The organism is Myxococcus sp. AM011 (genome assembly GCF_013372595.1).
Lineage (GTDB): Bacteria > Myxococcota > Myxococcia > Myxococcales > Myxococcaceae > Myxococcus > Myxococcus eversor.
On record NZ_JABXEM010000024.1, the window covers coordinates 42191 to 64022 of the forward strand.

Sequence of the window (21832 nt, forward strand, 5' to 3'; positions counted from 1 at the left end):
TACCCCGTCCACCTCCCGTGTGAAGAATCGCCCATGCCCGACTCGAAGCATCCGCAGAAGACCTCCGCGCCCAAGGGCCCTTCTTTCGCGAAGCCGAAGGACCCCTACGAGGCCGTCGACACGGCCATCGCGATGCTGAAGGACCTCCACGACCGCTACCCGAAGTCACACTTCGTCGCGGAGCACCTCGACGTGAAGAAGGAGCCCGAGCGCATGGACTCCCTCGACCAACAGCTCTCCATCTTCAAGCGCCAGTACAAGCACCGCATCGGGAGCTGGAACGGAAAGAAGGTCCCCAAACCCAGGAACAGCGAGTCGAGCTGGGACTACTTCCAGCGCGTGTACGGCAGCGTCACCTGGCTCGTGGACAACGTCGTGGAGCGCGGCCTGCCCACCTTCCCATGCGGCAACGTCGTGGGCGGTGGCTGGAGCTGTCTGGAGATCGCCGACGACACCTACGACATCGACGGGCTCGTGAAGGCCACCGGGAACAAGGAGCTGAAGAACCTCTTCGTGTTCCACGGCGGATGGCACATCGGCCGGTCCTTCGCCTTCGACCAACGCACGAGGACTCCTTCGGGCGAGCACGCCATCGTCCCGTTCGACGAGAGTCTGCAAGCCCTCCCCGAGCAGACCCCCGCGAAGTCCATCCAGCCCTTCGGCCTCTGGCTCCACAGGCACGTGACGGAGCTGACACGCATCGCCGAGGAGAACCTGCGCGAGGGACTCTGAGCCTCGCGGGACTGGCGCCCCAAGCGGGGGCCTGCTCGCTCCCCGGGTATCCGGACACCCAAATCGTCAGGAATGTCGGGAAGTTGAGGGACCGGCCAAGCGCGTGTTACGACCACTCCTGGCCATTCTTTCCCTCTCAGAACTGGCCCCCGGAGCCGGCCTTTCATGAGCGAGCGCAACGACATCCCGCGACCCCCCGTCACGGTCGCCCCTCCTCCGCTTTCTGGGGCACCCGCGAAGGCCGGCCCGACGGCCGCCGACGTGCTGACCCAGTCCGTGCAGGCCGCGCCCCAGGCGGCGCCCGCGCCGAGCACCGAGGACGAGGCCCGCGAGCGCATCGCCTCGCTGGAGCGCGAGGCCCGGACGCTGAGCACCACGGATGGCCCCGCCGCCGCGCAGCTCTTCCATGAAGTGGGTCTGCTCTGGGAGGAGCCGCTCAAGAATCCGCGCAACGCGGCGGTCGCCTTCCAGAACGCGTACAAGCTGGCGCCCCGGTACCTGGTCAACATCCGCGCCGCGCGCCGCCTGTTCGCGGACGTGGGCAACTGGCAGATGGTCATCCAGCTCCTCGACGCGGAGCTCGCCGCCACCGAGGACGCGCGCCATCAAGCCGCGCTCCTGTTCGAGAAGGGCATCGTCCTCCAGGAGCGGCTGTCCCGCGACGACGAGGCCACCGCCTGCCTGCGCCAGTGCCTGGAGCGACGGCCCACCGACGTCGTGGTGCTCACGCAGCTCGAGTCCGTCTACGCCATGCGCAATGACGCCGCCGCGCTGGTGGAGGTCTACAAGCTGCTCGCCGCCACCATGCAGCAGCCGTCGCTGCGCGCGCACTACCTGACGTGCGCGGGGCTGCTCCTCGACGAGCGCCTCAAGCAGCGCGAGCCCGCCGCCGCGCTCCTGCGCGAGGCCTTCGCGTTGGACCGCTCGGATCCGCTGCTGCTCGCCGCGCTCAAGCACGTGGCCGAGCGCGAGGGGCGCACCGAGGAGCTGCTCGCGGCGCTGACCGCCGAGGCCACCGCGCTGGGCCCCCTGGCCGCGCCCGCCTATCTGCAGATCGCCAAGGTGCATGAGCGCCTGGGCCAGAAGGGAGAGGCCCTGGCCGCGCTGCTGGATGCGCGCCACGCCGCGCCCAACGAGCCGCTGGTGCTCAGCGAACTGGCCGGCATCTACGAGACGCAGGGCCGCTACGAGGAATTGGCCGACGTGCTGCTGGCGCGCGTGGGCTCGCTCAACGACGAGAGCGAGCTCGTCGCCACCAACCTGCGCCTGGCCGCGCTATACGAAGAGGTCCTCAAGCGCGAGGTGGACGCGGCGGCGCGGTATCAGGCCATCGTCGCGCGCATCCCCGGCCACTCCGCGGCGCTCGCGGGCCTGGGCAAGCTGTACTACCGGATGCAGAACTGGGAGGGCCTGGTCTCCGTCTTCGACGCGGAGGTCGCCGCCGCCGAGGACGCCAAGCAGAAGGCCGCGCGCATGTACAAGGCCGCGGAGATTCTGGAGGAGCGGCTGGGACGGCAGGAGGACGCCATCTCCCGCTACAACTCCTGCCTCCAGTTGCAGCCCGGCTACCTCCCCGCGCAGAAGGCCCTCACCCGCCTCTACGAGCGCCAGGGCCGCTTCGCGGAGCTGGTGGCGATGTTCGAGCAGGACCTGCTCCAAACGTCCGACAGGGATCAGCTCATCACCACGCTGAACAAGATGGCCGGCGTATACGAGGACCGGCTGGGAGATCTGGACCACGCCATCGAGTGCATGAAGCGCATCCTCGACCTGGCGTCGGACCACCTGCCCACCATCCGCAACCTGGCGCGGCTGTACGAGCGCGCGGGCCGCTACCGGGAGCTGTTGGAGACGCATGACCTGGAGGCGTCGCTCGCGGGCGACACCAAGCAGGTGCTCTCGCTCCTGCACCGCAACGCGGAGATTCTCGACGAGAACCTGAAGGACCGCCCGGGCGCCATCTCCGCCTACGAGCGCGTGCTGGCGCTGTCCCCGTCGTACCTGCCCGCGCTCAAGGCGCTGGGACGGCTGTACGCACAGGACGGCCGCTGGTCGAAGCTGGTGGACATGTACCGGGCGGAGTCGGAGAGCTCGCCCTCCACCGACCAGGCCGCCGCGCTCATCTACAAGATTGGTGAGCTGTACGAGCAGCGGCTGTCCCAGGAGAACGAGGCGATCGCCTCGTACCAGGAGGCGCTGATGCTGGCGCCCAGCTACTTCCCGGCGCTGCGCGCGCTGGCCCGCATCTACCGGGCGCAGGGCGCGTGGGAGAACCTGGTGGAGATGCTGCGCGAGGAGGCCGCCAACCGGACGGATCCGCTGGAGCGCGCCAACGCGCTGTTCCAGGCCGCCGCCATCTGGGAGGACTCGCTCCAGCGTCCGGAGCTGGCCATCGAGACGTACCAGGAGGTGCTGCGGCTGACGCCGGGCCACGCCGCCACGCTGCGCGCCCTGGAGCGCCTGTTCCTCGCGCAGGACAACGTGAAGGAGCTGGTGTCCATCCTGGACCGCGAGACACAGGTCGGCGGCACGCCCACGGCCAAGGTGACCGCGTATCTCAAGCTGGCGCGGCTGTACCTGGACCGCTTCCAGGAGCCCTCGCGCGCGGCCCTGTGCTGCGAGGCCGTGCTGGGCCTGGACACCGGAAACCTCACCGCCCTCACCCTGCTGGAGCGCATCCGCGCCGCGGACCGTCCTCGCCGCGCGGAGCTGCGGCAGCGAATCGCCGAGCGCGTGAATGACCCGCGCCTGGCCACCGCGCTGCGGCTGTCCGCCGCCGTGGACCTGGACAAGGGCCCCGCCGAGGGAACGCTGGAGGCGTACAAGCGCGCCTTCGAGGCGGACCCGGGCGACGCGCGGCTGGCCTTCGCGCTGGAGCGCTCGCTCAAGCTCGCCGGGGACATCTCGGGCCTGGCCCGGCTCTACACGCTGCGACTGGCGCACGCGCGCGACGCGGAAGAGGCGCTGGAGATGCTGCTGCGCACCGCCGAGCTCGCGGAGATCCGCTTCGGCGACCTGGAGCGCGCGGCGGCCCTCTACAAGCAGGCCCTGGAGCTGCATCCCCAGTGCCTCCCGGCGTTGCAGGGCACGCGGCGCGTGGCGATGCGGCGCGGAGACGCGGCCGAGGCGCGGGCCGCGCTGGAGGCCGAGGCCCGGCTCAGCAAGGACCCTCGCGGCGCCATCGAAGCGTTCATCGGCGCGGCGCGGCTGGCCTCGTTCGTCCAGAAGGACACCGACGCCGCGGCGGCCCTCTACAAGCAGGCGCTGGAGAGAGACCCGCTGCACCCGGCCGCGCAGGCGGGCCTGGAGGAGCTGCTCGCCCACCGGGGTGGCTCGGCGGACCTGGCCGCGCTGCACGAGCGGCGCGCCGACGCGAAGCTGGCGCAGAAGGACCACCCCGCCGCGGCCACGGGCTACGTGAGCGCGGCGCGGCTGCACCACGCGGCCCTGGGAGACCGGACGCGCGCGGTGGCGCTGCTGGAGAAGGCCCTGGCCGCGCAGCCGGGACACATCGAAGCGCTGGAGCTGCGCGGCTCGCTGCTGCTGGAGGCGCAGCAGTACGCGGAGGCCGCCGCGATGCTGAGCCAGCGCGTGCAGCAGGGCGGCGACGCTCGGACGCTCGCGCCCTTCCACCTCACGCTGGGCTCGCTGTACCAGACGCACCTGAATGACCCGAGCCGCGCGTCCGCGCACCTGATGACGGTGCTCACCGCGCAGCCCCGCCACCTGGAGGCGCTGGAGCGACTGGCCTCGATTCATGCCCAGGGACGCAACTGGGCGGGCGCGGTGGACTGCCTGCACAAGCTGCTTCAGCAGGAGCTGCCGGCCGAGTCCCGCGCGCGCTTCACGCTGGAGCTCGCGCGCACCTATGACGAGGGCCTGGGCGACGCGGCCGCGGCCACGCCGCTGTACCGTCGCGCGCTGGAGCTGACGCCGGGAGACCCGACGCTGGTGGACCGGCTGGTGACGCTGTACGAGCGCGCGCGCAACCTGCCGGAGCTGGCGCAACTCCTGGAGGCGCAGGCGCAGACGACGGCGGCCACGGATTCGAAGCGCGCGGCGGCGCTGCGCATGCGCGTGGCGGAGCTGTTCGCGGGCCCCCTGTCCGAGCCCGCGCGCGCCACCGCGCTGTACCGTGTGGTGGTGGAGAGCGACGCCGCCAACCTCACGGCGCGCACGGCGCTGGCGGGGCTGTACGCGCGCGACACGTCCTCCGTGCCGCTCGCCGTCGAGGAGCACCGGCAGATCCTCCGCCAGGACCCGACGCGGGTGGACAGCCTGCATGCGCTGTTCAAGCTGTGGGAGGGACTGAAGCAGCTCGACAAGGCCTTCTGCGTGGCGTCCGTGCTCCAGTTCCTGCGCTCCACGAACGAGGCGGAGCTGGCCTTCTACACGGAGGGCCGCACGCGGCTGGCGCAGGAGGTCCGCGAGGGGCTCACGTCGACGGACGTGGACTCCATGCTGCTGCACCCCGGCGTCCGGGGGCCGCTGCTGGAGGTGCTCCGGGCGATGGGAGACCAGTTGGAGAAGGTCTACCCCCCGAGCTTCGACATCGTCGGCGTCAACCCGAAGACAGACAAGCTCAAGACGGACAGCGCCGTGTACAAGGCCATCCGCACGGTGGCGCAGGTGTTCGGCGTGGAGGAGTTCGACGCATACCAGGCGCGGCGCGGCCTCACGGTGCTGGAGACCACCGAGCCGTTGTCGGTGTGCATCGGCCAGGACGTGGTGCGGCGCTTCAACGCGCGCGAGCAGAAGTTCCTCCTGGGCCGCGCGGCGCTGGGCCTGTTGAACAAGGCGGCGGTGCTGGAGAAGCTGTCGCAGGGCGAGACAGCGGAGCTGTTCGGCAGCGCCATCCGCATCCACGCGCAGCAGTTCACCGCGCTGGGACGGCGCAATGACGAGACGGTGAAGCAGCTTCGCAAGGCCTTCTCACGCAAGGCCATCAAGGCGCTGGAAGCGCCGGCGATGGCGCTGGGCGACGTGCAGAAGCTGGAGCTGTCGCCGTGGCTGGACGCGCTGGATGCCTCGGCGGACCGCGCGGGCCTGCTCATCGCTGGTGACGTGTCCGTGGGCCTGGGCATGGTGCTGCGCGAGGACCCGAACTTCGCGGGCGCGAAGCTGGACTCCCCGGAGCCGATGATTCAGGCCGTGCGCGAGGGCGAGCGGCTGCGCACCCTGCTCACCTGGTCCTTCACCGACGACTTCTTCCGGCTGCGCCAGCGGCTGGGACTGTCGCTGTAGTCCCGGCTCGCGGCGGGAGGGCAGCTACTCCCGCCGCACCACCGCGCCGTCGGGAAGCCCGCCAATGATTCGCGCGACGGCTTCCTCCACGGGAGCCCGCACCGCGGCCTCCACCGTGATCTTCACCCGGAAGTCCTTCTCCGGGTCGAACTCCGGATACGAGCCGATGGCCACGTGCGGCATGCTCAGCGCCACGCTGTCCAACACGGCGGCGATGTCGCTCTCGCCCAGGCGCAGGTAGAGGTTGCTCAGCACCACGGGCGTGCCGCTCAGCCGAGCCAGCACCGTCTCCAACTGCATCCGGAAGAGCTGCGGCACGCCAGGCAGGAGGAACACGTCCCCCACCGTCAGCACCGGGTACCAGGTGCCCGCTTGCGGCAGCAGCACCGCGCCCTCCGGGGCGTCCGCCAGCCGCATGCCCTCCGGCGTCACCTTGCCCTCGGGCGCTCGCGCCTTGATGAGCGACACCATCTCCGGCAGTCGCACCACGGGCTTGCCCAGGGCCAGCGCCACGGCCCGCACCGTGACGTCGTCGTGCGTGGGGCCAATGCCGCCACTGGTGAACACATAGCGGGCCCGCTGACGCGCCCGACTCATCGCGTCGACGATGGCGTCCACGTCGTCGAGGATGGTCTCCACCGAGCGCAGGACGATGCCCACCTCGCGCAGCCTCTTGATGAGGTGCGGGCCATTCTGGTCCTGGACCTTCGCCGTCAGGACCTCATTGCCGATGATGATTGCCGCCGCGCCGGTGCGCTCCATAGGAAGGGCGGACTGTAGCGCAACGGCCGGGGACTCCGCCGGGCGAGATTTCACCAACCGTCCGTCAGCGCTTGCGGGCCAAGAGCTTGCGAATCTCCACCAGCGACGCCGCCGTCACCGCTTCAATCCCCTGCTCACCGTCGATGTGGACGATGCGCTCCTTCTTCGCGCGGCGGCGGATGGCGGCCAGGTACTGCTTGGCGATGCGCCTTTGGGCCTCGTCCGCCTCGAACAGCTCCGCGGCCCCACCGCGAGCGGCCCGGCGCTTCGCGGCCACCTCGGGCGCGACGCCGACGAACAGGGTCAGGTCCGGGGACACCGCGTACCCGTTCACCGCCTCCACCCAGGCCATGGGCAGCGACGCCCCCTGGTAGGCCAGCGAGGACAGGACGTACCTGTCGCAGAGCACCAGCTTCCCCTCCTCCAGCGCGGGCAGCACCCGCGCCGCGAGGTGGTCCGTCCGGTCCGCCGCGAAGAGCAACGCCAGCGTCTCCGGCGCCAGCGGGCCCGCGCCATTCGGCAGGCCCAGCCGGCCGGTGAGGGCCTGGCGAATCAGGGTTCCCACCGGGCCATCCGAGGGCTCACGCGTGGTGAGCACCGCGTGCCCCTCCGCGCGCAAGGCGGAGGCCAGCCGCTCCGCCTGCGTGGTGGTGCCGGCTCCGTCGAGCCCCTCCAGGACGATGAACCGCCCGCGTCGGGCGGACTTGCGGGCCGCGCTCACCGGGGCAGCAGCGCCGCGGGGTCGTCGAGCCGGAGCTGGCTGCGCAGCTCCAGGAGCGTCTGGAAGCGCGTCAACTCGTCCGCCAGCACGCGCCGTCCCACCAGGTAGCGGCGGAGCGCGTAGCCCAGCAGCCCCAGCGCCAGCAGCGTCACGCCCCACGCCAACAGCGGGGTGCGCAGGGAGTCATAGAACAGCTTGCCAGCCGCCCCCGCGAACATGAGGGCCGCCAGGGTGGCGACCCCCGTGTGGGCGAAGTGCGTGGTGCTCTGCCGGATGGACAAGCTCTCCTGCAACTGGTCGAGCTGCGTCCTCAAGTCCTGGGTATCAGCGCTCATCACGGAGCCGGGCACCCTACAGCAGCCCGTCCCACGCGTCGAGTCAATCGCCCCTGGCGAGTCCAACCTTCTGGGTTCCAACCAATTCCAGCGACACGGCAACGGGCAGGCAAGAGAGCCCTCGTGATTGGCTCATCCACCCCATCACCCGAGCGCACGGCGTCGGGCAGGTTGGCTTGCCAGCCTCTGACGCAGACGCTACATGCGCCAGCACATGCAGACTCGCGAGCGGACCGAATCCTCCATGAGCCCTGACGACCTCCCGTTGTCCTCCATCGAGGACGCCATCCGCGACATCCGCGAAGGCAAGTTCGTCATCGTCGCGGACGACGAGGACCGGGAGAACGAGGGCGACCTCATCATGGCGGCGGAGAAAGTCACTCCGGAGCACCTGGCCTTCATGGTGCGCCACACCAGCGGCATCGTCTGCATGCCCATGCTGGCGGACCGGCTGGACGCCCTGCGGCTGCCGCAGATGGTGGCGGACAACAACGAGTCCCACCGCACCGCCTTCACCGTCTCCGTCGACTACCGGCACGGCACCTCGACGGGTGTCTCCGCGGCGGACCGCGCCAAGACCATCCTCGCGCTGGCGGACCCGGAGAGCCAGGCGAACGACTTCCTGCGCCCCGGCCACATCTTCCCGCTGCGCTACCGCGACGGCGGCGTGCTGCGCCGCGCGGGCCACACCGAGGCCACCGTGGACCTGTCGCGGCTGGCGGGACTGGGCTCCTCCGGCATCCTCTGCGAGCTGGTGAAGGACGACGGCACCATGATGCGGATGCCGGACCTCAAGGCCTTCGCCATCCAGCACAAGCTGTCCGTCATCACCATCGCGGACCTCATCGAGTACCGCCGCCGCAAGGACCGGCTGGTGCGCCGCGAGCCCGGCCAGCAGACCGTCACCACCCGCTACGGCGACTTCACCGCGCTCACGTACACGTGGCTGCCCGACGGCGCCAAGTCGCTGGTGCTGGTGAAGGGAGACCCCTCCGCCCGCCCGAGCGCGCTGGTGCGACTGCACGCCGCCTGCACCCTGGGCGACGTGTTCGGCTCGCCCACCTGCAACTGCAACGTGTTGTTGGATCAGTCGCTCGCGCGCATCGCCCGCGAGGGCACCGGCGTGCTGGTGTACCTGCCCGGCATGCACGGCGGCGACTTCGGCATCAATCACAAGCGCAACACGGACGGCAGCGCCGACCTGCGCACCGGCCCGCACGAGACGCGGGACTTGGGCATGGGCTGCCAGATTCTCAATGACCTGGGCGTGCGCTCGCTCCAGGTGATGACCAACACGGACGTCACCTACCGCGGGCTCGCCGGCTTCGGTCTCACCATCGACAAGCGCGTCCCGCTGCTGGCGGACTGACGCGCTCTCGAAGCACCGGGGCGCCCCTGAACGGGAGCCCCACCTCGAGGCCGCGGGCTCAGGCCAGGTCCGACAGGGCCTCGCGAACGGCGTCCAGGTTCGCGGGGAGCTTCACGGGTGGATTCGCGTAGCGGCTGGTGACGTCCGCGAGCGTGCCCCGGTGGTAGCCCACCTTGAAGTCCGCGAACTTCAGCCCGTGCGCGGTGGACACCACCGCCACGCGTGAGCCCTTCGCGATGACGCCCTGGGCCACCAGCTTCTCCAGCGCCGCGAGCGCCACGCCCGTCTGGGGACAGGTGAAGGTGCCCTCCTTGTCCGCGCGCGCGGCGGCGTTGGACAGCTCGGACTCGGTGGCTTCCTCCACCACGCCGTCGAACGCCTTGAGGATTCGCACCGCGCGGCGGAAGGACACCGGGTTGCCAATCTGGATGGCGGACGCCAGCGTGCTCCGAGCCTGCATGGGCACCAGCTCCTGGAACCCACCCCGGAAGGAGCGGGCCAGCGGGTTGGCGCGCTCGGCCTGCCCCACGGCGATGCGCGGGCGACGGGTGATGAGCCCCAGCTCCAGCATCAGCTCGAAGCCCTTGCCCAGTGCGCTGGCGTTGCCCAGGTTGCCGCCCGGAATCACCACCCAGTCCGGCGGCTCCCAGCCCAGGTCCTGGCACAGCTCCACGGCGACCATCTTCTGCCCCTCGATGCGCAGCGAGTTCATCGAGTTGGCCAGGTACAGCCCCGTGTCCGCCGTCACCGCCTGCACCAGCCGCATGCAGCCGTCGAAGTCCGTGTCGAGCGACAACACGCGCGCGCCGTTGGCGATGGGCTGCACGAGCTGCGCGAGGGAGACCTTGTCCGTGGGCAGGAACACCACCGCCGGAATCCCCGCCGCCGCGCAGTAGGCGGACAGCGCCGCGGAGGTGTCACCGGTGGACGCGCACGCCACGGCCCTCAGCGGCACGCCCTTGGCCCGCATGTGCTTCACGGCGGAGACCAGGACCGTCATTCCCCAGTCCTTGAAGCTGCCCGTGGGCGACACGCCGCATTCCTTCAAGTCCAGCGCGGCCAGCCCCAGCTCGGACGCCATGCGAGGCAGGGGCTTGAGCGGCACGCGGCCTTCGCCCAAAGAGACGATGTCCTCCACGGGAAGCTGGGGGTAGGCCCACTCGCGCTTGCCCCACACCCCCGAGCCATCCGGGAGTCGAGCCGAGCCGAAGCGCGACTCGAAGCGCCGCTTCCACTCCGTCGCGGACACGGCGCGCAGGGCCTCCACGTCGTGACGCACCTCCAGCAGGCCCTCGCAACGCGGACACCGGTAGACGACGTCCAGGAGCGAGGCGCGGAAGTCACAGCCCTCGCTGCATGCGTACTCCGCCCGGAAGCCGGGCTCCCTGGTGCTCATGCCTGCTCCTGGAGCCGGGTGCCGCACTCGGAGCAGGCGCGTCCGCGCCGACCACGGGTATGGCACGAGGGACAGGCCATCCACTCGTCGTCGTCCTGCTGCCCCTTCGCCGCCACGGCGGTCGCCGCCAGCCGCGCGCGCGGCAGCCGCATGCCACAGTTGTCGCAGAGCAGCCCCACCGCCTGCACATTGCGGCAGTAGCGGCAGACGACGGCGCCCACCGGGGCCGCGGTCCTCACGCCGTCATCCTGCGCGCGCCCGGTGTCCAGCTCCTGGAGCATCGCCACGGGCATCTCCCCCGTCGGCGCCGAGCGGGTCAGCTCCAGGTCTTGCACCACCTGCGCCGGCAGGTCCGGGCCGCTGCGCAAGCGCGTCCCATCCAGCTCCGGCAGCAGGGGCGCGTCCACCGCGTCGCGTCCGCCCGTGTGAGGCGTCAGCTCCAGCTCCGGCAGCCGCGCCACGGGTGGCGTCGCCGCGAGGGCGGCGGCGGGGAACCGCTTTCCGCAGACGTCACACTCGGTCCCTTCGGGCTGAACGTGGTCGCAGACCGGGCAGATGATCATTGCGCGACGTTAGCGGGCGGCCCTGCTCGGGAGCAACGCGCCTTCACCGCTCCTGACAGCATCCAGGCATTCGGGCGGCCCCGCCCTTTCCACGCGCCACGTCAAGGTCGCCCTCCAGGATCCACTCGAAAAGCGCCTCCCGTCATGGGGACGAAGCGGACGGGCAGCAGGGACTCCACCTGGGGGAGGACTCCTGGCTTCCGGGCCCGTTGGATGAGCAACAGCTCCTGGGTGCCTCCCGTGGGCCCCACGGGGATGACCATCCGCCCCCCGCGCCGGAGCTGACCGAGCAACGTGCTGGGGACCTCGTCCGGCGCGGCGGTGACGAGGATGGCGTCGAAGGGCGCCTGCTCCGGCCACCCCTCGGTGCCATCGCCCCGGCGGAAGTAGATGTTGTCGAAGCCCAGACGCCGCAGCCGCGAGCGAGCCGAGCGGGCGAGTTCGGGGACGATCTCCACCGTGCACACCTCGCGGCAGAGCAGCGACAGGAGCGCCGTCTGGTAACCGGAGCCGGTGCCAATCTCCAGCACGCGCTCATGGCCCTTGATGCCCAGCGCCTCTGTCATCAGCGCCACGACGAAAGGCTGGCTGATGGTCTGTCCATGGCCGATGGCCAGCGGGGTATCGGCCTCGGCCTTCTCGCGCGTGTCCTCCGACACGAAGTCCTCGCGCGACAGGCGCGCGATTCCCTCCAGCACTCGCCGGTCGCGGATGCCTTGACTCGACAAGTACTGGGCTCGACTTCGGTCTCCCATGCTCCAAGCCTAACCGCCCGAGCGTCCCAAGAAAGGCTTACGCTGCGCGCATGGCCGAGCCGGCGTTCATCTTGGGGAGACCCGACACTTCAGCCAGGTCCTGGCATCCTCGACGTGGCTGCCCTGCTACCAGGGTGACGGGCGCCGAACGCCCTACCCCACCCGAGCCAGCGCGAGTCGCCCTTCCCAGCGTTCCTCGAGCGCCTTGACCAGGCTCTGGTGCTCGGGGGACTGCATTTCCGGGTCCCTGGCGAGGATGCGCCGGGCCTCCACCTGCGCCATCGACAGCAGGTCTCCATCCCGCGCGAGGTTCGCCACGGCCAGCTCTGGAAGACCGCTCTGCCGCGTGCCCATGAACTCGCCGGGCCCTCGAATCTCCAAATCCCGCTCCGCGATGACGAAGCCGTCGCTGCTCTGCTCCATCACCGACAGGCGCTCGACGGCTTCCATGGAGCGTGCGCTGTTGGCCACCAGGTAGCAGAAACTGGCCGCCGCGCCACGGCCCACGCGGCCCCGGAGCTGGTGGAGCTGTGACAGGCCGAAGCGCTCCGCCGCCTCCACCACCATCACCGAGGCGTTGGGTACGTCCACGCCCACCTCCACCACCGTGGTGCACACGAGGACCTGCAGCCGCTTCTCGCGGAACTCCTCCATCACCGCGTCCTTCTCCTCGGCCTTCATCCGCCCGTGCAGCAGGCCGACGCTCGCCTGGGGGAACGCCAGCCGCAGCTTCTCCACGCCGCGCGTCGCGTCCTCCAGGTCCAGTTTCTCCGACTCCTCCACCAGCGGATACACGACGTAGGCCTGGTGGCCCTTGGTCAGCTCCGTGGCGATGGCCTCGTAGACGCGGGCGCGCTGCTTGTCGTTGAAGACGCGCGTGTTGATGGGCGTTCGTCCCGGCGGGAGCTGGTCGATGATGGACAGGTCCAGGTCGCCGTACAGCGTCATGGCGAGCGTGCGGGGAATGGGCGTGGCCGTCATCACCAGCACGTCCGGCTTCGGGCCCTTGCTCATCAGCGAGTGACGCTGGAGCACGCCGAAGCGGTGCTGCTCGTCGATGACCGCGAGCCCCAGCCGAGCGAAGGCGATGTCCTGCTGGATGAGGGCGTGCGTGCCCACGGCCAGGTGGACGTCACCTCGGGCCACGGCGTCGCGCACCTGCCGCTTCGATTTGGCCGTCCCCGCCGCGCTGAGCAGCCCCACCTGGAAGCCCAGCGGCTCGAGCACCTTGCGGAAGGTGCGCTCGTGCTGCTCGGCCAGGATTTCCGTCGGGGCCATCACCGCGACTTGATAGCCGTCCTGGAGCGCGACGAGCGCGGCGACCATCGCCACCGCCGTCTTGCCGCTGCCCACGTCGCCCTGCACCAGCCGGTTCATCGGCTCCGAGCGCGCCATGTCCCGGCTCAGCTCCTCCACCACGCGCGCCTGGGCGCCGGTGAGCTGGAACGGCAGCGCGGCGCGAGCCTTCTCCAATCGGGGCGCTGACACGTCGAAGGAGATGCCCTCTTCCGCCTTGATGCCCTGGCGCTTGAGGGCCATGCCCAATTGGAGGAAAAACAGCTCGTCGAACGCGAGCCGGCGATGGGCCGGACTCTGGTGAGAGTCGAGCGCCTCCAGGTCGGCCGCGTCCGGTGGGAAGTGGATGAAGCGCAGCGCCTCCGGGAGGCCCATCAACTCCAGTCGACGGCGCAGGTCCGCGGGCAGCGGGTCTTCCAACTCGTGCGCGTACTGCTCGCCGACACGCGCGGCCAGCTCACGGAACGAGCGCTGCTCGCCTCGCTCGAAGCCTGGGTACACGGGGACGATGCGGTTGAAGTGGACCGAGGTGGCGGACTCCAAATCCTCCGCCGGCTCGATCTCCGGATGCGCCATCTCGCGGCCGTTCATCGTCGCGCGCACCTCGCCGGAGAGGACGATGCGCTTGCCCACGGTGAAGCGACTCTTGAGCCACGGTCCCGCGTGGAAGTACGTCGCGGCGATGCTGCCGGAGCGGTCCCCCACCACGGCGCGGAACATCCGCCGTCCCTGCTTGCCCGGGACGAAGTCCGCGACCTTCACCATGCCCACGGTGACACCGCGCTCGCCGGGCTCCAGCTCGGCGATGGTGCGCAACTGTCGGCGGTCCTCGTAGCAGCGCGGCAGCAGGAAGAGGATGTCGCCCATCCGGCGCAGGCCCTTCTTGTCGAGCGCGGAGATGAGCCGAGGCCCCAGGCGCTTGCCGAGCGTCTTCAACGGCGAGGACAAAGGGCCGGAGCGAGGCGCGATGGACAGGAGCTTCGCCTCGGAGCGAGAGGCCTCCGCCGCCACGGCGCGCTTCTTCTTGCGTTGCTCCTTCTTCGCCTTGGCGGGAGGGGCACCGGCCTCCGCGCCCGTGTCGAGCGAGGCCTGTTGGACGCCGCGTCGTCCCGGGCGCATCTCTCCCACGGCGGGCTGCGCGTTGCCGGGGCGTGCGAGGCCCATCTCCCTTCCGTAGGACCGGGGGTTCGCCGTCGGTGGCGCGACACCGGTGGCCGAGCGGGACGCGGGGGCCGTCGCACGGGCCGTGGACGGCAATGGTTCGTTCGACTTCCACGGGGGAATCTGCACGTAACCAGGTGGCGGCGCGACAGGTCCGCTCTCCCCAATCACGCGCGTGCGGCCACGAGCGGCGGGCTCCAGCAGGCCCTCCTGTCCGTGCACACGTGAGGCATCGCCGATGCGCCCTGGCTCACGCGCGGGCGTCCCGTCCTGTCCTCGCACGCGCGAGGTTTCGGTGCGCGCGGGCGTCCCGTCCTGTCCGCGCGCGGTATCGCCGCTTCGCCCTGACGACGTCGTCGCAACGGGCTCGCGCTTGCCCCCAGTGAGGTCGGAACGAGGCATGTCGTCCCGCCGATGCTTCACCACGTTCCCGGACTCAGCGGCCCCAGTCCCCTCGGCTCTCGGCGCGGCCTCCGCGACCCCATCCAGCTCTGGCGGCAGCGCGACCCCACTCCGCTTCAGCGCGCGCACCACGCGTCGGAGCGCGGCCTTGCGGCGCTCGGGCGTGGGGTGGTCCACATAGGGCAGCGCCGCTCGCAGGTCCTGGAGCGCCTCGGCGTCCACGCCACTGGCTCCCGCCAACGCACGCTCCATGACGGACGTCAGGTCCTTCAGCGTCGCGAGCATGGCGAAGTCGCGCTGGCACGCGTACCGAAGGGGTCCCACAAGACTGGCGAGCGGATGGTTCACGCGGAAGTCACGACCATCCATCCTACGGAACGGGGGTGACGTCTCCCAGAAAACGCAACCGGGGAAGCGAGCTCAGGCCCGCTCCCCCGTCGGCTCTCTCTCGAGAATGGAACCGCTGACGTTCAGCCCTCGCTGGGCGGGGCGTCGTCCTCGGGGTCTTCGAAGCGAATCTCCTGGACCTCCAGCTCGCGCGTCCCACCCGGACTCCGCACCGTGGCGATGTCTCCCTTGCGCTTGCCGATGAGCGCACTGGCCACGGGTGACGTGACGGCGAGCCACCGCTTCTTGAGGTCGGCCTCCAGCTCACCGACGAGGCGGTAGGTGACGGGCTTGTCCGTCTCCGTGTCCAGCAGGTCCACGGTCGCCCCGAAGACGACCTTGTCGCCGCCCAGTTTGCTGGTGTCGATGACCTCGGCTCGAGCAATCCAGTCGCCGAGGTTCAGGATGCGGCCCTCGATGTGCGACTGCTTCTCCTTCGCCGCGTGGTACTCGGCGTTCTCGCGCAGGTCCCCATGGGCCCGGGCGACCTCGATCTCCCGTGAAATTTTCCCCCGCTCCACGGACTGCAGGTGCTTGAGCTCCGCCTTGAGCTTGCGCAGTCCTGAGGGGGTCATCGGGATGTTGTCGCTCCCGCTCGCCATCGACACAGCTCCTTCCACCACTCCCTGGTTCACTAAAGATTGAGGGCCGGCGCTCCTCCCGGAGCCCGGCCCCCACCATGAGCGGCTCAATGTAGGGAACCCGCGACATGCAGGTCAACGAAACCCGTACATCGCACCTCCCGAGCCGCTGTCCGCACGCGGATTGACCCGCTAGGCTGCCCCGCGTGCTGTCCGTCCAGGAACTCCGCTCGCTCGCCGCGTCATTGCCCGCCAAGGACTTCGAGCGGCAGCTCGGGCCCTTCGCCCTCATCCAGCGCCCTCCCTCGGAGGCCACGACGGCGGTGCTCGCGCCCACCCGCATGGCGGACCCCGAGGACATCAGCCTCGGGATGATGACGCTCCTGTTCGAATTCGAACACCTGCGAGTCGTCACGCTCCCACCCCTCCACGCGACGGACCACCTGACCATCGGCCGGCGCATGGACTGCGACTTCGTCATTGACGACGCGTCCGTTTCCAAGATGCACGCCGAGCTGCGCTGGAGCGACGCCGAGCACCGCTGCACCGTGCATGACCTGGGCTCCACCAACGGAACCTTCCTCAACGCCGGCACGCTGGGGACTCGCGAGGCCACGCTGCGCGACGGCGACATTCTCAGCTTCGGCAACGTGCAGTTCTGGTACCTGGAGTCCCGCACGCTGCATGAGCGCTTGCGAGCGGGCGAGGCCACGGGCCTGGGCTCGCGCAGCGGTTGACACTCGCGCCACCCCGACGTGGATGGGTAGCTTGAAGCCAGGAGCCTGAACGTCATGACGCAGAACCCGCCGCGCGACGAGCGCGACTTCTACGAGCGCATCTACATGCTCGTCGAGCAGGTGCCGTGGGGCAAGGTGGCCACCTACGGCGATATCGCGACCCTCCTTGGCGTGGAGGGCTGTGACGCCCGGACCGTCGGCCATGCGCTCGGCGCGATGGGTGCTCGCTCCGCCACCATTCCCTGGCAGCGCATCATCAACCGCACCGGTGGCATCAGCCTGACGGGCCACGGCCAACGAGAGCGGCTGGAGGCCGAGGGCGTCACCTTCGACGAGAAGGGCCACGCGAAGATGGACGCGCACCACTGGAGCGGGCCGAGCGAGGAGTGGGCCCGCGAGCATGGCTTCCAGACGCTCCCGCGTCCCGCGGACAAGCCGGCCTCCGCGCAGCTCACCCTGTTCTGAGCAGCGGAAGCCTGGCCGAGGGCCTGGTTTCCCGCCTGCTTGAATGCGGGAATAGACGCGCGAGAGTCGGGTCCGTCCCCCGGTCCGGATTCCGCCATGTCGCTCGCGCTTCTCCGCTGGAGTCTTCTCCTCGCGTGTCTCTTCACGACCGTCGCTCTCGCCGGTGAGTCCCGTCCCCGGCGCCAGAAGGCGAAGGCAGCGAAGCTCGTGCGGGTCGAAGGCGGACACCGTCTTCATCGCGACGCCGCGACCGCGCTCCATCGAATGGCCACCGACGCGATGAAGGATGACGTGGCGCTGAGAGTCACCAGCGGCTACCGCTCCCTGCGAGAACAACGCTGGCTCTACGAGCAGTACCGCCGGGGCCGTGGCAACAAGGCGGCGCGGCCCGGGCGCTCCAGCCACCAGCGCGGGCTCGCGGTGGACCTCGTCATCGGCCAGCGCACCTCGAAGCGCTACCTCTGGCTCGAAGCCAATGCGTGTCGCTTCGGCTTCCGCCGCACGGTGCCCTCCGAGCCGTGGCATTGGGAGTACCGCCCCAGCAGCACCTTCCCTCCCGTCGCCGGCTTCGACTGCCTGGGCAACCCCACGACTCCACCCGAGCCCCCGGCCCCTGTCGCGCGCACGGACGCAAGCTGACAGACTCGTGGGTGACACCGGGACGTCACGAAGACGTCACGGGACGCGACTGTTGCCGGCATCCCCGTGCGTTTCATAGGGGGTGAACCAGCATGGAGGCCGCCGCGATGAATCCCCTGGATATGTCGGGCCCGCAGTTCCTTGAGCTGTTCGTCACCCTCGCCGTCCTCGCGTTCCTGATGGGGCACGCGCTGCGCCTGTATCTGCGCCAGCCTGGAGGCGGCCCCGGCGCGCTGCCCCGACACCTGGACCCCTACGAAGTCGCCATGCTGGCCGGACCGAGCGCCGTTGTTCACGCGGCCCTGGCCAGGCTGCTCCACGCGGGCTCAATCCAGATGAACGGGACGAAGCTCGAGGCCACCGGCCACCGCCAGTCCGATGCCCCCTCCATCGAGCGCGCCGTCTACCGCGCCGTCGCGGATGGGGCCGTGACGCCATCCGAGCTGCTGGAGCGCGCCGAGCCGGCCATCCAGAAGCTCAAGCCCGCGCTCATCCAGCGGGGCTGGCTGGTCGACGACACCTCGGCCACACGCGCCCGCTGGGTCCCGACGCTCCCCTGCATCATGGTGCTGCTGCTGGGACTGGCGAAGATCGCCGTGGGCCTGGAGCGCGAGAGGCCCGTGGGCTTCCTGGTGCTGTTCTGCTGCGTCACCGGGCTGGGCATCTACTTCCTCGGCAAGCAGGTCTGGAGCAGCCGCCGGGGCGCCTCGGTGCTCGCGACACTGCGGAGGCAGGAGCAGCCCCTGCGAGTCGCCGCGGGCAGCGCATCATCTCCTGAAGTGCTGAACAGCCACGACGTCGGCATCGCGGTCGCCCTCTTCGGGTTGGGCTCAGTGGCACTGACCGACTTCGAGCTGATGCGCCGACAGGTGGCTCCCTCGAGTTCCTTCGGGGGCGGCGACTCGTCCAGCAGCAGCTGCGGTGGAGGTGGCGATTGACGAGCCTCGCGCTGCACGGAGTCGGCATCGGCTGGCGCAGGGAGCTGGCGCTGTTCATCGACCGGCTGCCGTCACCCGGCTTCGTGGAGGTCCTCGCCGAGCACCTGCCTCCCTCGGGCGACGTGCCGGAGCCCCTGTCGCGACTGCGCGAGCGCGGCGTCCCCGTGGTGCTGCATGCCGTCTCGCTGGGACTGGGTTCAGCGGAACCGCCCGACCCCCGGCGCCTCGACTGGCTGGCGCGACAGGCGGAGCGCGTGGGCGCAATCTGCATCAGCGAACACCTCGCGTTCGTCCGCGCGGGAGGGCTCGAGTCCGGCCACTTGCTTCCCCTGCCCCGCTCCGAGGACGCGCTGGACGTGCTCGCGGAGAACGTGCTGCGCGCCCAGGCGGCGCTGCCGGTGCCGCTCGCGCTGGAGAACGTGGCCTCGCTGTTCGAGTGGCCCGACGCCGCGTTCTCCGAAGCGGAGCTGCTCGCGGGCGTGCTCGCGCGCACCGGCGCCTCGCTGCTGCTGGACGTGGCCAACCTCCACGCGCACGTGCTCAACCACGGCACGGATGCGGACGCGGTGCTGGCCTGCGTGCCTCGCGAACGACTGGCCTATGTCCACGTGGCGGGCGGCGTGCAGCGCGGCGGCCTGTACCACGACACCCATGCGCATCCGCTGCACGCGGGTCCACTGGAGTTGCTGGAGCGACTGGCGGAGCGACTCGGGCCGGTGCCGGTGATGCTCGAGCGCGATGACCGCTTCCCCGCCAAGGCGGAACTGGCCTCGGAGCTGTCCGCGGTGTCGACCGCCCTGGACCGAGGCGCCTCGCGATGGCGCGCGGGGGCCCGACCATGAGCTCCCGCGAGCGACTGGCCCAGGCGGAGGGTCCGACGATGAGCGCCCGCGAACGACTGGCCCTGGCCCAGGCGGAGCTGGTCCAGGCCCTGGGCGTGGGCGCACCGGTGCCCGCCGGCTTCGACGCGGCCCGTGTGCTCGCGGCGGCTCAATCCCTGATTCACAAGCGCAGGCGCGGTGTCGAGCGCGCGTGGCCTCTGCTCGCGTCGGCGCTGGGCGCGGACTTCGCGCTCAGCTTCGAGCACTGGGCACGCACCCATCCCATGGCCGTGGAGCCGGATGCGCTCGCGGAGGGCCGGCGCTTCGCGGCCTCGCTTCAGGACGAGGGACGACTTCCCTCCGAGGTCTCCGGGGTCCTGCTGGACTTCGATGCGCGCTGGCGTTTGATACCGGAGGGTGAGCGTGTGCCGCGTCGGGGCGTCTGGCTGGTGGTCCGACGCGACGATACGACGCGGCGAATCCAGGTGGCCCTGCGACTGCCCGGAGGGCGCGTGTGGCGGTGGGTCCCGGAGGTCCGCGCCCGGTGACTCCAGCCCCTTCCGTGAGAACGACACCGCGGGGGCATGATTCTGGAGCCCATCTCGACTAGCCTTGCCGCTTCTTCCCGAGCCGAGGGGGCGCATGCTCGTCGTGCCATCCATCCTGGACGCGGTCACCGTTCACGCTGAAGGGGCGCTGTGTACTCGCATCGCCACCTTGCAGCTCGTGGAGGACCGCGTTCCCACCGAAATCCAGCTCAACGGTCTCCCACTGTCGCTGCGCCCCGGCACGCTCCGGGCCGCCATACGACAGGGGCCCCCCGGGCTCGTCGTCCGCGCCATCCGGCCCACCTTCGACGTCCAGCTCCCGCCCGAGGTCGATGTCCCTGGCGAGCACCGGGCCCTCGAGGAAGCCCTCGCGCGCGTCGCTGATGTGGCTGCACGGATGGAGGGGGTTCAACGCGAGCTCCAGTCCATCAGCAAGCTCAAGCCCACCTTCCCTCCTCAGAAGAAGGACAGCTACGTGCCTCACGAGGCCCCGCTGTCCGCATTGCTGGCGCTGGCGTCCTTCGTGGACACGGAGCTGGGCGCCCTGCACGCGCGGCGGCTGGAGCTGGAGCAGGAGCACCGCGACGCGGAGGCCGACGTCCGGCTGCGGCGACAGCGCCTGCACGAGGCCTCGTCATCCGTGCGAGGCGAGCGGGCCCGCGTCTATCGCGCCGCCGTGCTCACGCTGTCCGGCAACCCGTGGCCCCGCGAGACTCCGGCCCTCATCACGCTGGAGTACGCCGTCCCCGGCGCGCGCTGGGTGCCGACCTATGACCTGCGCCTGCCCCGGACACTGGAGGAAGGCACGCTGCGGATGCGCGCCTCCATCATCCAGCGCACGGGCGAGGACTGGACGGGCGTGAAGCTCGCGGTGTCCACGGCCGCCCTGGACCGCAAGGCGGAGATCCCCGAGCTGAAGGCGCTGCGCATCGGCCGCCGGCAACCCCCGCCGCCCCGCTCCGGCTGGCGCGAGCCGCCTCCGGGACTCGACGAGCTCTTCGCCGGTTACGACACCCTTCGCCAGCCCCTCAGCCCCCCGTCCCCGCCTGCACAGGCGCATGGTTCCGCCTACCTCCATGAGTCGCCAGACATGGACCTGATGGCGGAGCCGATGGAGAAGGAGCGGAACAAGGAGGCCGCCCCCAAGGGGGGACGCGCGCTCGCCAAGCCCATGCCTCAGAAGAAGCGCTCCGTGGGCAGCGCGGCTTCCGCGGCCTCCGCGCCGCCTCCTCCTCCAGCGGCCGCGCCCCGACCCTCGGGGCCCCCTCGAGGGGGCGCTTCCTCGACCGGGGAGTATGAGGCGCTGAGCCGCTCGCGCGGCTCGGTGGCCCCTCCCGCGATGGCGATGGATGACGAGTCCGAGGCGATGGCGCCGCAAGAGGAGGAAGGAGGCTACGGCGGCGTGTACGCCGACATGGACGGGAGCCTGGGTGGAGGGGGAGCCGCTCCGCAGGACCGCCCGAGCGCGCCGCCCCGGATGGAGCCCTCGGATTCGCTGCTCGACTATGACCGACTGGCGCTGACGCCCGCGGATGAACTGGACGGACGCGGCCGGCTGCGCCCTCGCCCCTCGCATGTCACGCGCGAGATTCTCGCGCTGTCGGCCGTGCAGATTCACGTCAACGTCCTCTCGTTCGTCGCCGTGAGCGAGCAGGAGGTCAACAGCCTCTGGCGCGTCCCGACGCCCACGTGGACGGTGCCTCCGCGTGAGTCCGCGATGCACTTCGATGCGCGCTTCGACCTGGAGACGCGCGCGGACGTGCCCTCGGATGCCGCATGGCACACGCTGCCGGTGCTGGCCGTGCCGGTGGGACTGTCCGCCGAGTACGTCATCGTGCCCTCGGTGGAGGCGCGCGCGTTCCGCACGGTGCGGGTGGAGAACCGGACGCCCTATCCGCTGCTCGCGGGCCCGGTGGACGTCACGCTGGGCGATGAGTTCCTGATGACGTCGCCCCTGCCCACCATGCCCCCGGGCTCCAC

Annotated in this window: 18 protein-coding genes; 10 read left to right on the plus strand and 8 right to left on the minus strand. The window is 70.6% G+C overall.

Features of this window, described 5'->3' with window-relative positions:
* The first annotated feature begins 33 nt into the window (after positions 1-33).
* On the plus strand, positions 34-732 hold the full coding sequence (locus tag HUW62_RS48550) for a hypothetical protein (protein ID WP_255203295.1): 699 nt from the start codon (positions 34-36) through the stop codon (positions 730-732).
* 165 nt (positions 733-897) lie between these two features.
* Positions 898-5976 (plus strand): tetratricopeptide repeat protein, encoded by a 5079-nt coding sequence (locus HUW62_RS07365; protein WP_176433993.1) that lies wholly within the window; start codon positions 898-900, stop codon positions 5974-5976.
* A 24-nt stretch (positions 5977-6000) separates the two neighbouring features.
* On the opposite strand, the gene HUW62_RS07370 is transcribed toward HUW62_RS07365, so the two are convergent.
* The 3 genes from HUW62_RS07370 to HUW62_RS07380 all read right to left on the minus strand — a co-directional run bounded on the left by HUW62_RS07370 (position 6001) and on the right by HUW62_RS07380 (position 7794).
* Positions 6001-6738: a molybdopterin-binding protein gene (locus HUW62_RS07370; RefSeq protein ID WP_176433994.1), complete on the minus strand. Its 738-nt coding sequence runs from the start codon at positions 6736-6738 to the stop codon at positions 6001-6003.
* Positions 6739-6802: 64 nt separating this feature from the next.
* On the minus strand, positions 6803-7459 hold the full coding sequence (tmk, locus tag HUW62_RS07375) for a dTMP kinase (RefSeq protein ID WP_176433995.1): 657 nt from the start codon (positions 7457-7459) through the stop codon (positions 6803-6805).
* On the minus strand, positions 7456-7794 hold the full coding sequence (locus HUW62_RS07380) for a hypothetical protein (RefSeq protein WP_217911178.1): 339 nt from the start codon (positions 7792-7794) through the stop codon (positions 7456-7458). The genes tmk and HUW62_RS07380 overlap by 4 nt, the downstream gene beginning before the upstream one ends.
* 214 nt (positions 7795-8008) lie before the next feature.
* Between HUW62_RS07380 and ribB the strand changes: the two genes are divergently transcribed.
* On the plus strand, positions 8009-9163 hold the full coding sequence (gene ribB / locus HUW62_RS07385) for a 3,4-dihydroxy-2-butanone-4-phosphate synthase (protein ID WP_163870515.1): 1155 nt from the start codon (positions 8009-8011) through the stop codon (positions 9161-9163).
* Positions 9164-9221: 58 nt separating this feature from the next.
* Here ribB and thrC read toward each other — a convergent pair whose 3' ends face one another.
* From thrC to greA, 5 genes are all read right to left on the minus strand, one after another.
* Positions 9222-10559 (minus strand): threonine synthase, encoded by a 1338-nt coding sequence (thrC, locus tag HUW62_RS07390; protein WP_176433996.1) that lies wholly within the window; start codon positions 10557-10559, stop codon positions 9222-9224.
* Positions 10556-11020: a hypothetical protein gene (locus HUW62_RS07395; RefSeq protein ID WP_368670359.1), complete on the minus strand. Its 465-nt coding sequence runs from the start codon at positions 11018-11020 to the stop codon at positions 10556-10558. The genes thrC and HUW62_RS07395 overlap by 4 nt, the downstream gene beginning before the upstream one ends.
* A 203-nt stretch (positions 11021-11223) precedes the next feature.
* The gene (locus HUW62_RS07400; RefSeq protein ID WP_163870503.1) at positions 11224-11877 is read right to left on the minus strand and encodes a protein-L-isoaspartate(D-aspartate) O-methyltransferase; all 654 of its coding nucleotides are present in this window, start codon (positions 11875-11877) and stop codon (positions 11224-11226) included.
* 153 nt (positions 11878-12030) lie between these two features.
* Positions 12031-15021 carry an ATP-dependent DNA helicase RecG gene (gene recG / locus HUW62_RS07405; RefSeq protein WP_255203296.1) on the minus strand — a complete coding sequence of 997 codons (2991 nt, stop codon included), beginning with the start codon at positions 15019-15021 and terminating at the stop codon, positions 12031-12033.
* A gap of 185 nt (positions 15022-15206) precedes the next feature.
* Positions 15207-15725, minus strand: coding sequence for a transcription elongation factor GreA (greA, locus tag HUW62_RS07410; RefSeq protein ID WP_163870501.1), 519 nt, complete (start codon positions 15723-15725; stop codon positions 15207-15209).
* A 185-nt stretch (positions 15726-15910) separates the two neighbouring features.
* Here greA and HUW62_RS07415 point away from each other — a divergent pair, with 185 nt between their 5' ends.
* From HUW62_RS07415 to HUW62_RS07445, 7 genes are all read left to right on the plus strand, one after another.
* Complete coding sequence (locus HUW62_RS07415) at positions 15911-16441, plus strand: FHA domain-containing protein (RefSeq protein WP_163870500.1); 531 nt, start codon at positions 15911-15913, stop codon at positions 16439-16441.
* 54 nt (positions 16442-16495) lie between these two features.
* On the plus strand, positions 16496-16906 hold the full coding sequence (locus tag HUW62_RS07420; RefSeq protein WP_176433998.1) for an MGMT family protein: 411 nt from the start codon (positions 16496-16498) through the stop codon (positions 16904-16906).
* A gap of 96 nt (positions 16907-17002) precedes the next feature.
* Entirely contained in the window at positions 17003-17545 is a 543-nt protein-coding gene (locus HUW62_RS07425; protein ID WP_176433999.1) for a D-alanyl-D-alanine carboxypeptidase family protein, read from the plus strand.
* Positions 17546-17652: 107 nt separating this feature from the next.
* Positions 17653-18483, plus strand: coding sequence for a TIGR04222 domain-containing membrane protein (locus HUW62_RS07430; RefSeq protein WP_176434000.1), 831 nt, complete (start codon positions 17653-17655; stop codon positions 18481-18483).
* A complete protein-coding gene (locus tag HUW62_RS07435; protein WP_176434001.1) occupies positions 18480-19325 on the plus strand; it encodes a DUF692 family multinuclear iron-containing protein in 846 nt (281 codons plus the stop codon). Before HUW62_RS07430 ends, HUW62_RS07435 begins: the two co-directional genes overlap by 4 nt.
* Entirely contained in the window at positions 19322-19852 is a 531-nt protein-coding gene (locus HUW62_RS07440) for a hypothetical protein (RefSeq protein ID WP_240357110.1), read from the plus strand. Before HUW62_RS07435 ends, HUW62_RS07440 begins: the two co-directional genes overlap by 4 nt.
* A gap of 94 nt (positions 19853-19946) precedes the next feature.
* Positions 19947-21832 (plus strand): DUF4139 domain-containing protein (locus tag HUW62_RS07445; RefSeq protein WP_176434002.1); only part of this gene is annotated, 1886 nt, incomplete at its 3' end.

What these genes read in the sequence shown, in the direction of transcription:
- HUW62_RS48550 (WP_255203295.1), top strand. Translation starts at nt 34, where the DNA reads ATGCCCGACTCGAAGCATCCGCAGAAGACCTCCGCGCCCAAGGGCCCT.
- HUW62_RS07365 (WP_176433993.1), top strand. Translation starts at nt 898, where the DNA reads ATGAGCGAGCGCAACGACATCCCGCGACCCCCCGTCACGGTCGCCCCT.
- HUW62_RS07370 (WP_176433994.1), bottom strand. Translation starts at nt 6,738, where the DNA reads ATGGAGCGCACCGGCGCGGCGGCAATCATCATCGGCAATGAGGTCCTG.
- HUW62_RS07380 (WP_217911178.1), bottom strand. Translation starts at nt 7,794, where the DNA reads ATGAGCGCTGATACCCAGGACTTGAGGACGCAGCTCGACCAGTTGCAG.
- ribB (WP_163870515.1), top strand. Translation starts at nt 8,009, where the DNA reads ATGCAGACTCGCGAGCGGACCGAATCCTCCATGAGCCCTGACGACCTC.
- thrC (WP_176433996.1), bottom strand. Translation starts at nt 10,559, where the DNA reads ATGAGCACCAGGGAGCCCGGCTTCCGGGCGGAGTACGCATGCAGCGAG.
- HUW62_RS07400 (WP_163870503.1), bottom strand. Translation starts at nt 11,877, where the DNA reads ATGGGAGACCGAAGTCGAGCCCAGTACTTGTCGAGTCAAGGCATCCGC.
- recG (WP_255203296.1), bottom strand. Translation starts at nt 15,021, where the DNA reads ATGCTCGCGACGCTGAAGGACCTGACGTCCGTCATGGAGCGTGCGTTG.
- greA (WP_163870501.1), bottom strand. Translation starts at nt 15,725, where the DNA reads ATGGCGAGCGGGAGCGACAACATCCCGATGACCCCCTCAGGACTGCGC.
- HUW62_RS07420 (WP_176433998.1), top strand. Translation starts at nt 16,496, where the DNA reads ATGACGCAGAACCCGCCGCGCGACGAGCGCGACTTCTACGAGCGCATC.
- HUW62_RS07425 (WP_176433999.1), top strand. Translation starts at nt 17,003, where the DNA reads ATGTCGCTCGCGCTTCTCCGCTGGAGTCTTCTCCTCGCGTGTCTCTTC.
- HUW62_RS07430 (WP_176434000.1), top strand. Translation starts at nt 17,653, where the DNA reads ATGAATCCCCTGGATATGTCGGGCCCGCAGTTCCTTGAGCTGTTCGTC.
- HUW62_RS07440 (WP_240357110.1), top strand. Translation starts at nt 19,322, where the DNA reads ATGAGCTCCCGCGAGCGACTGGCCCAGGCGGAGGGTCCGACGATGAGC.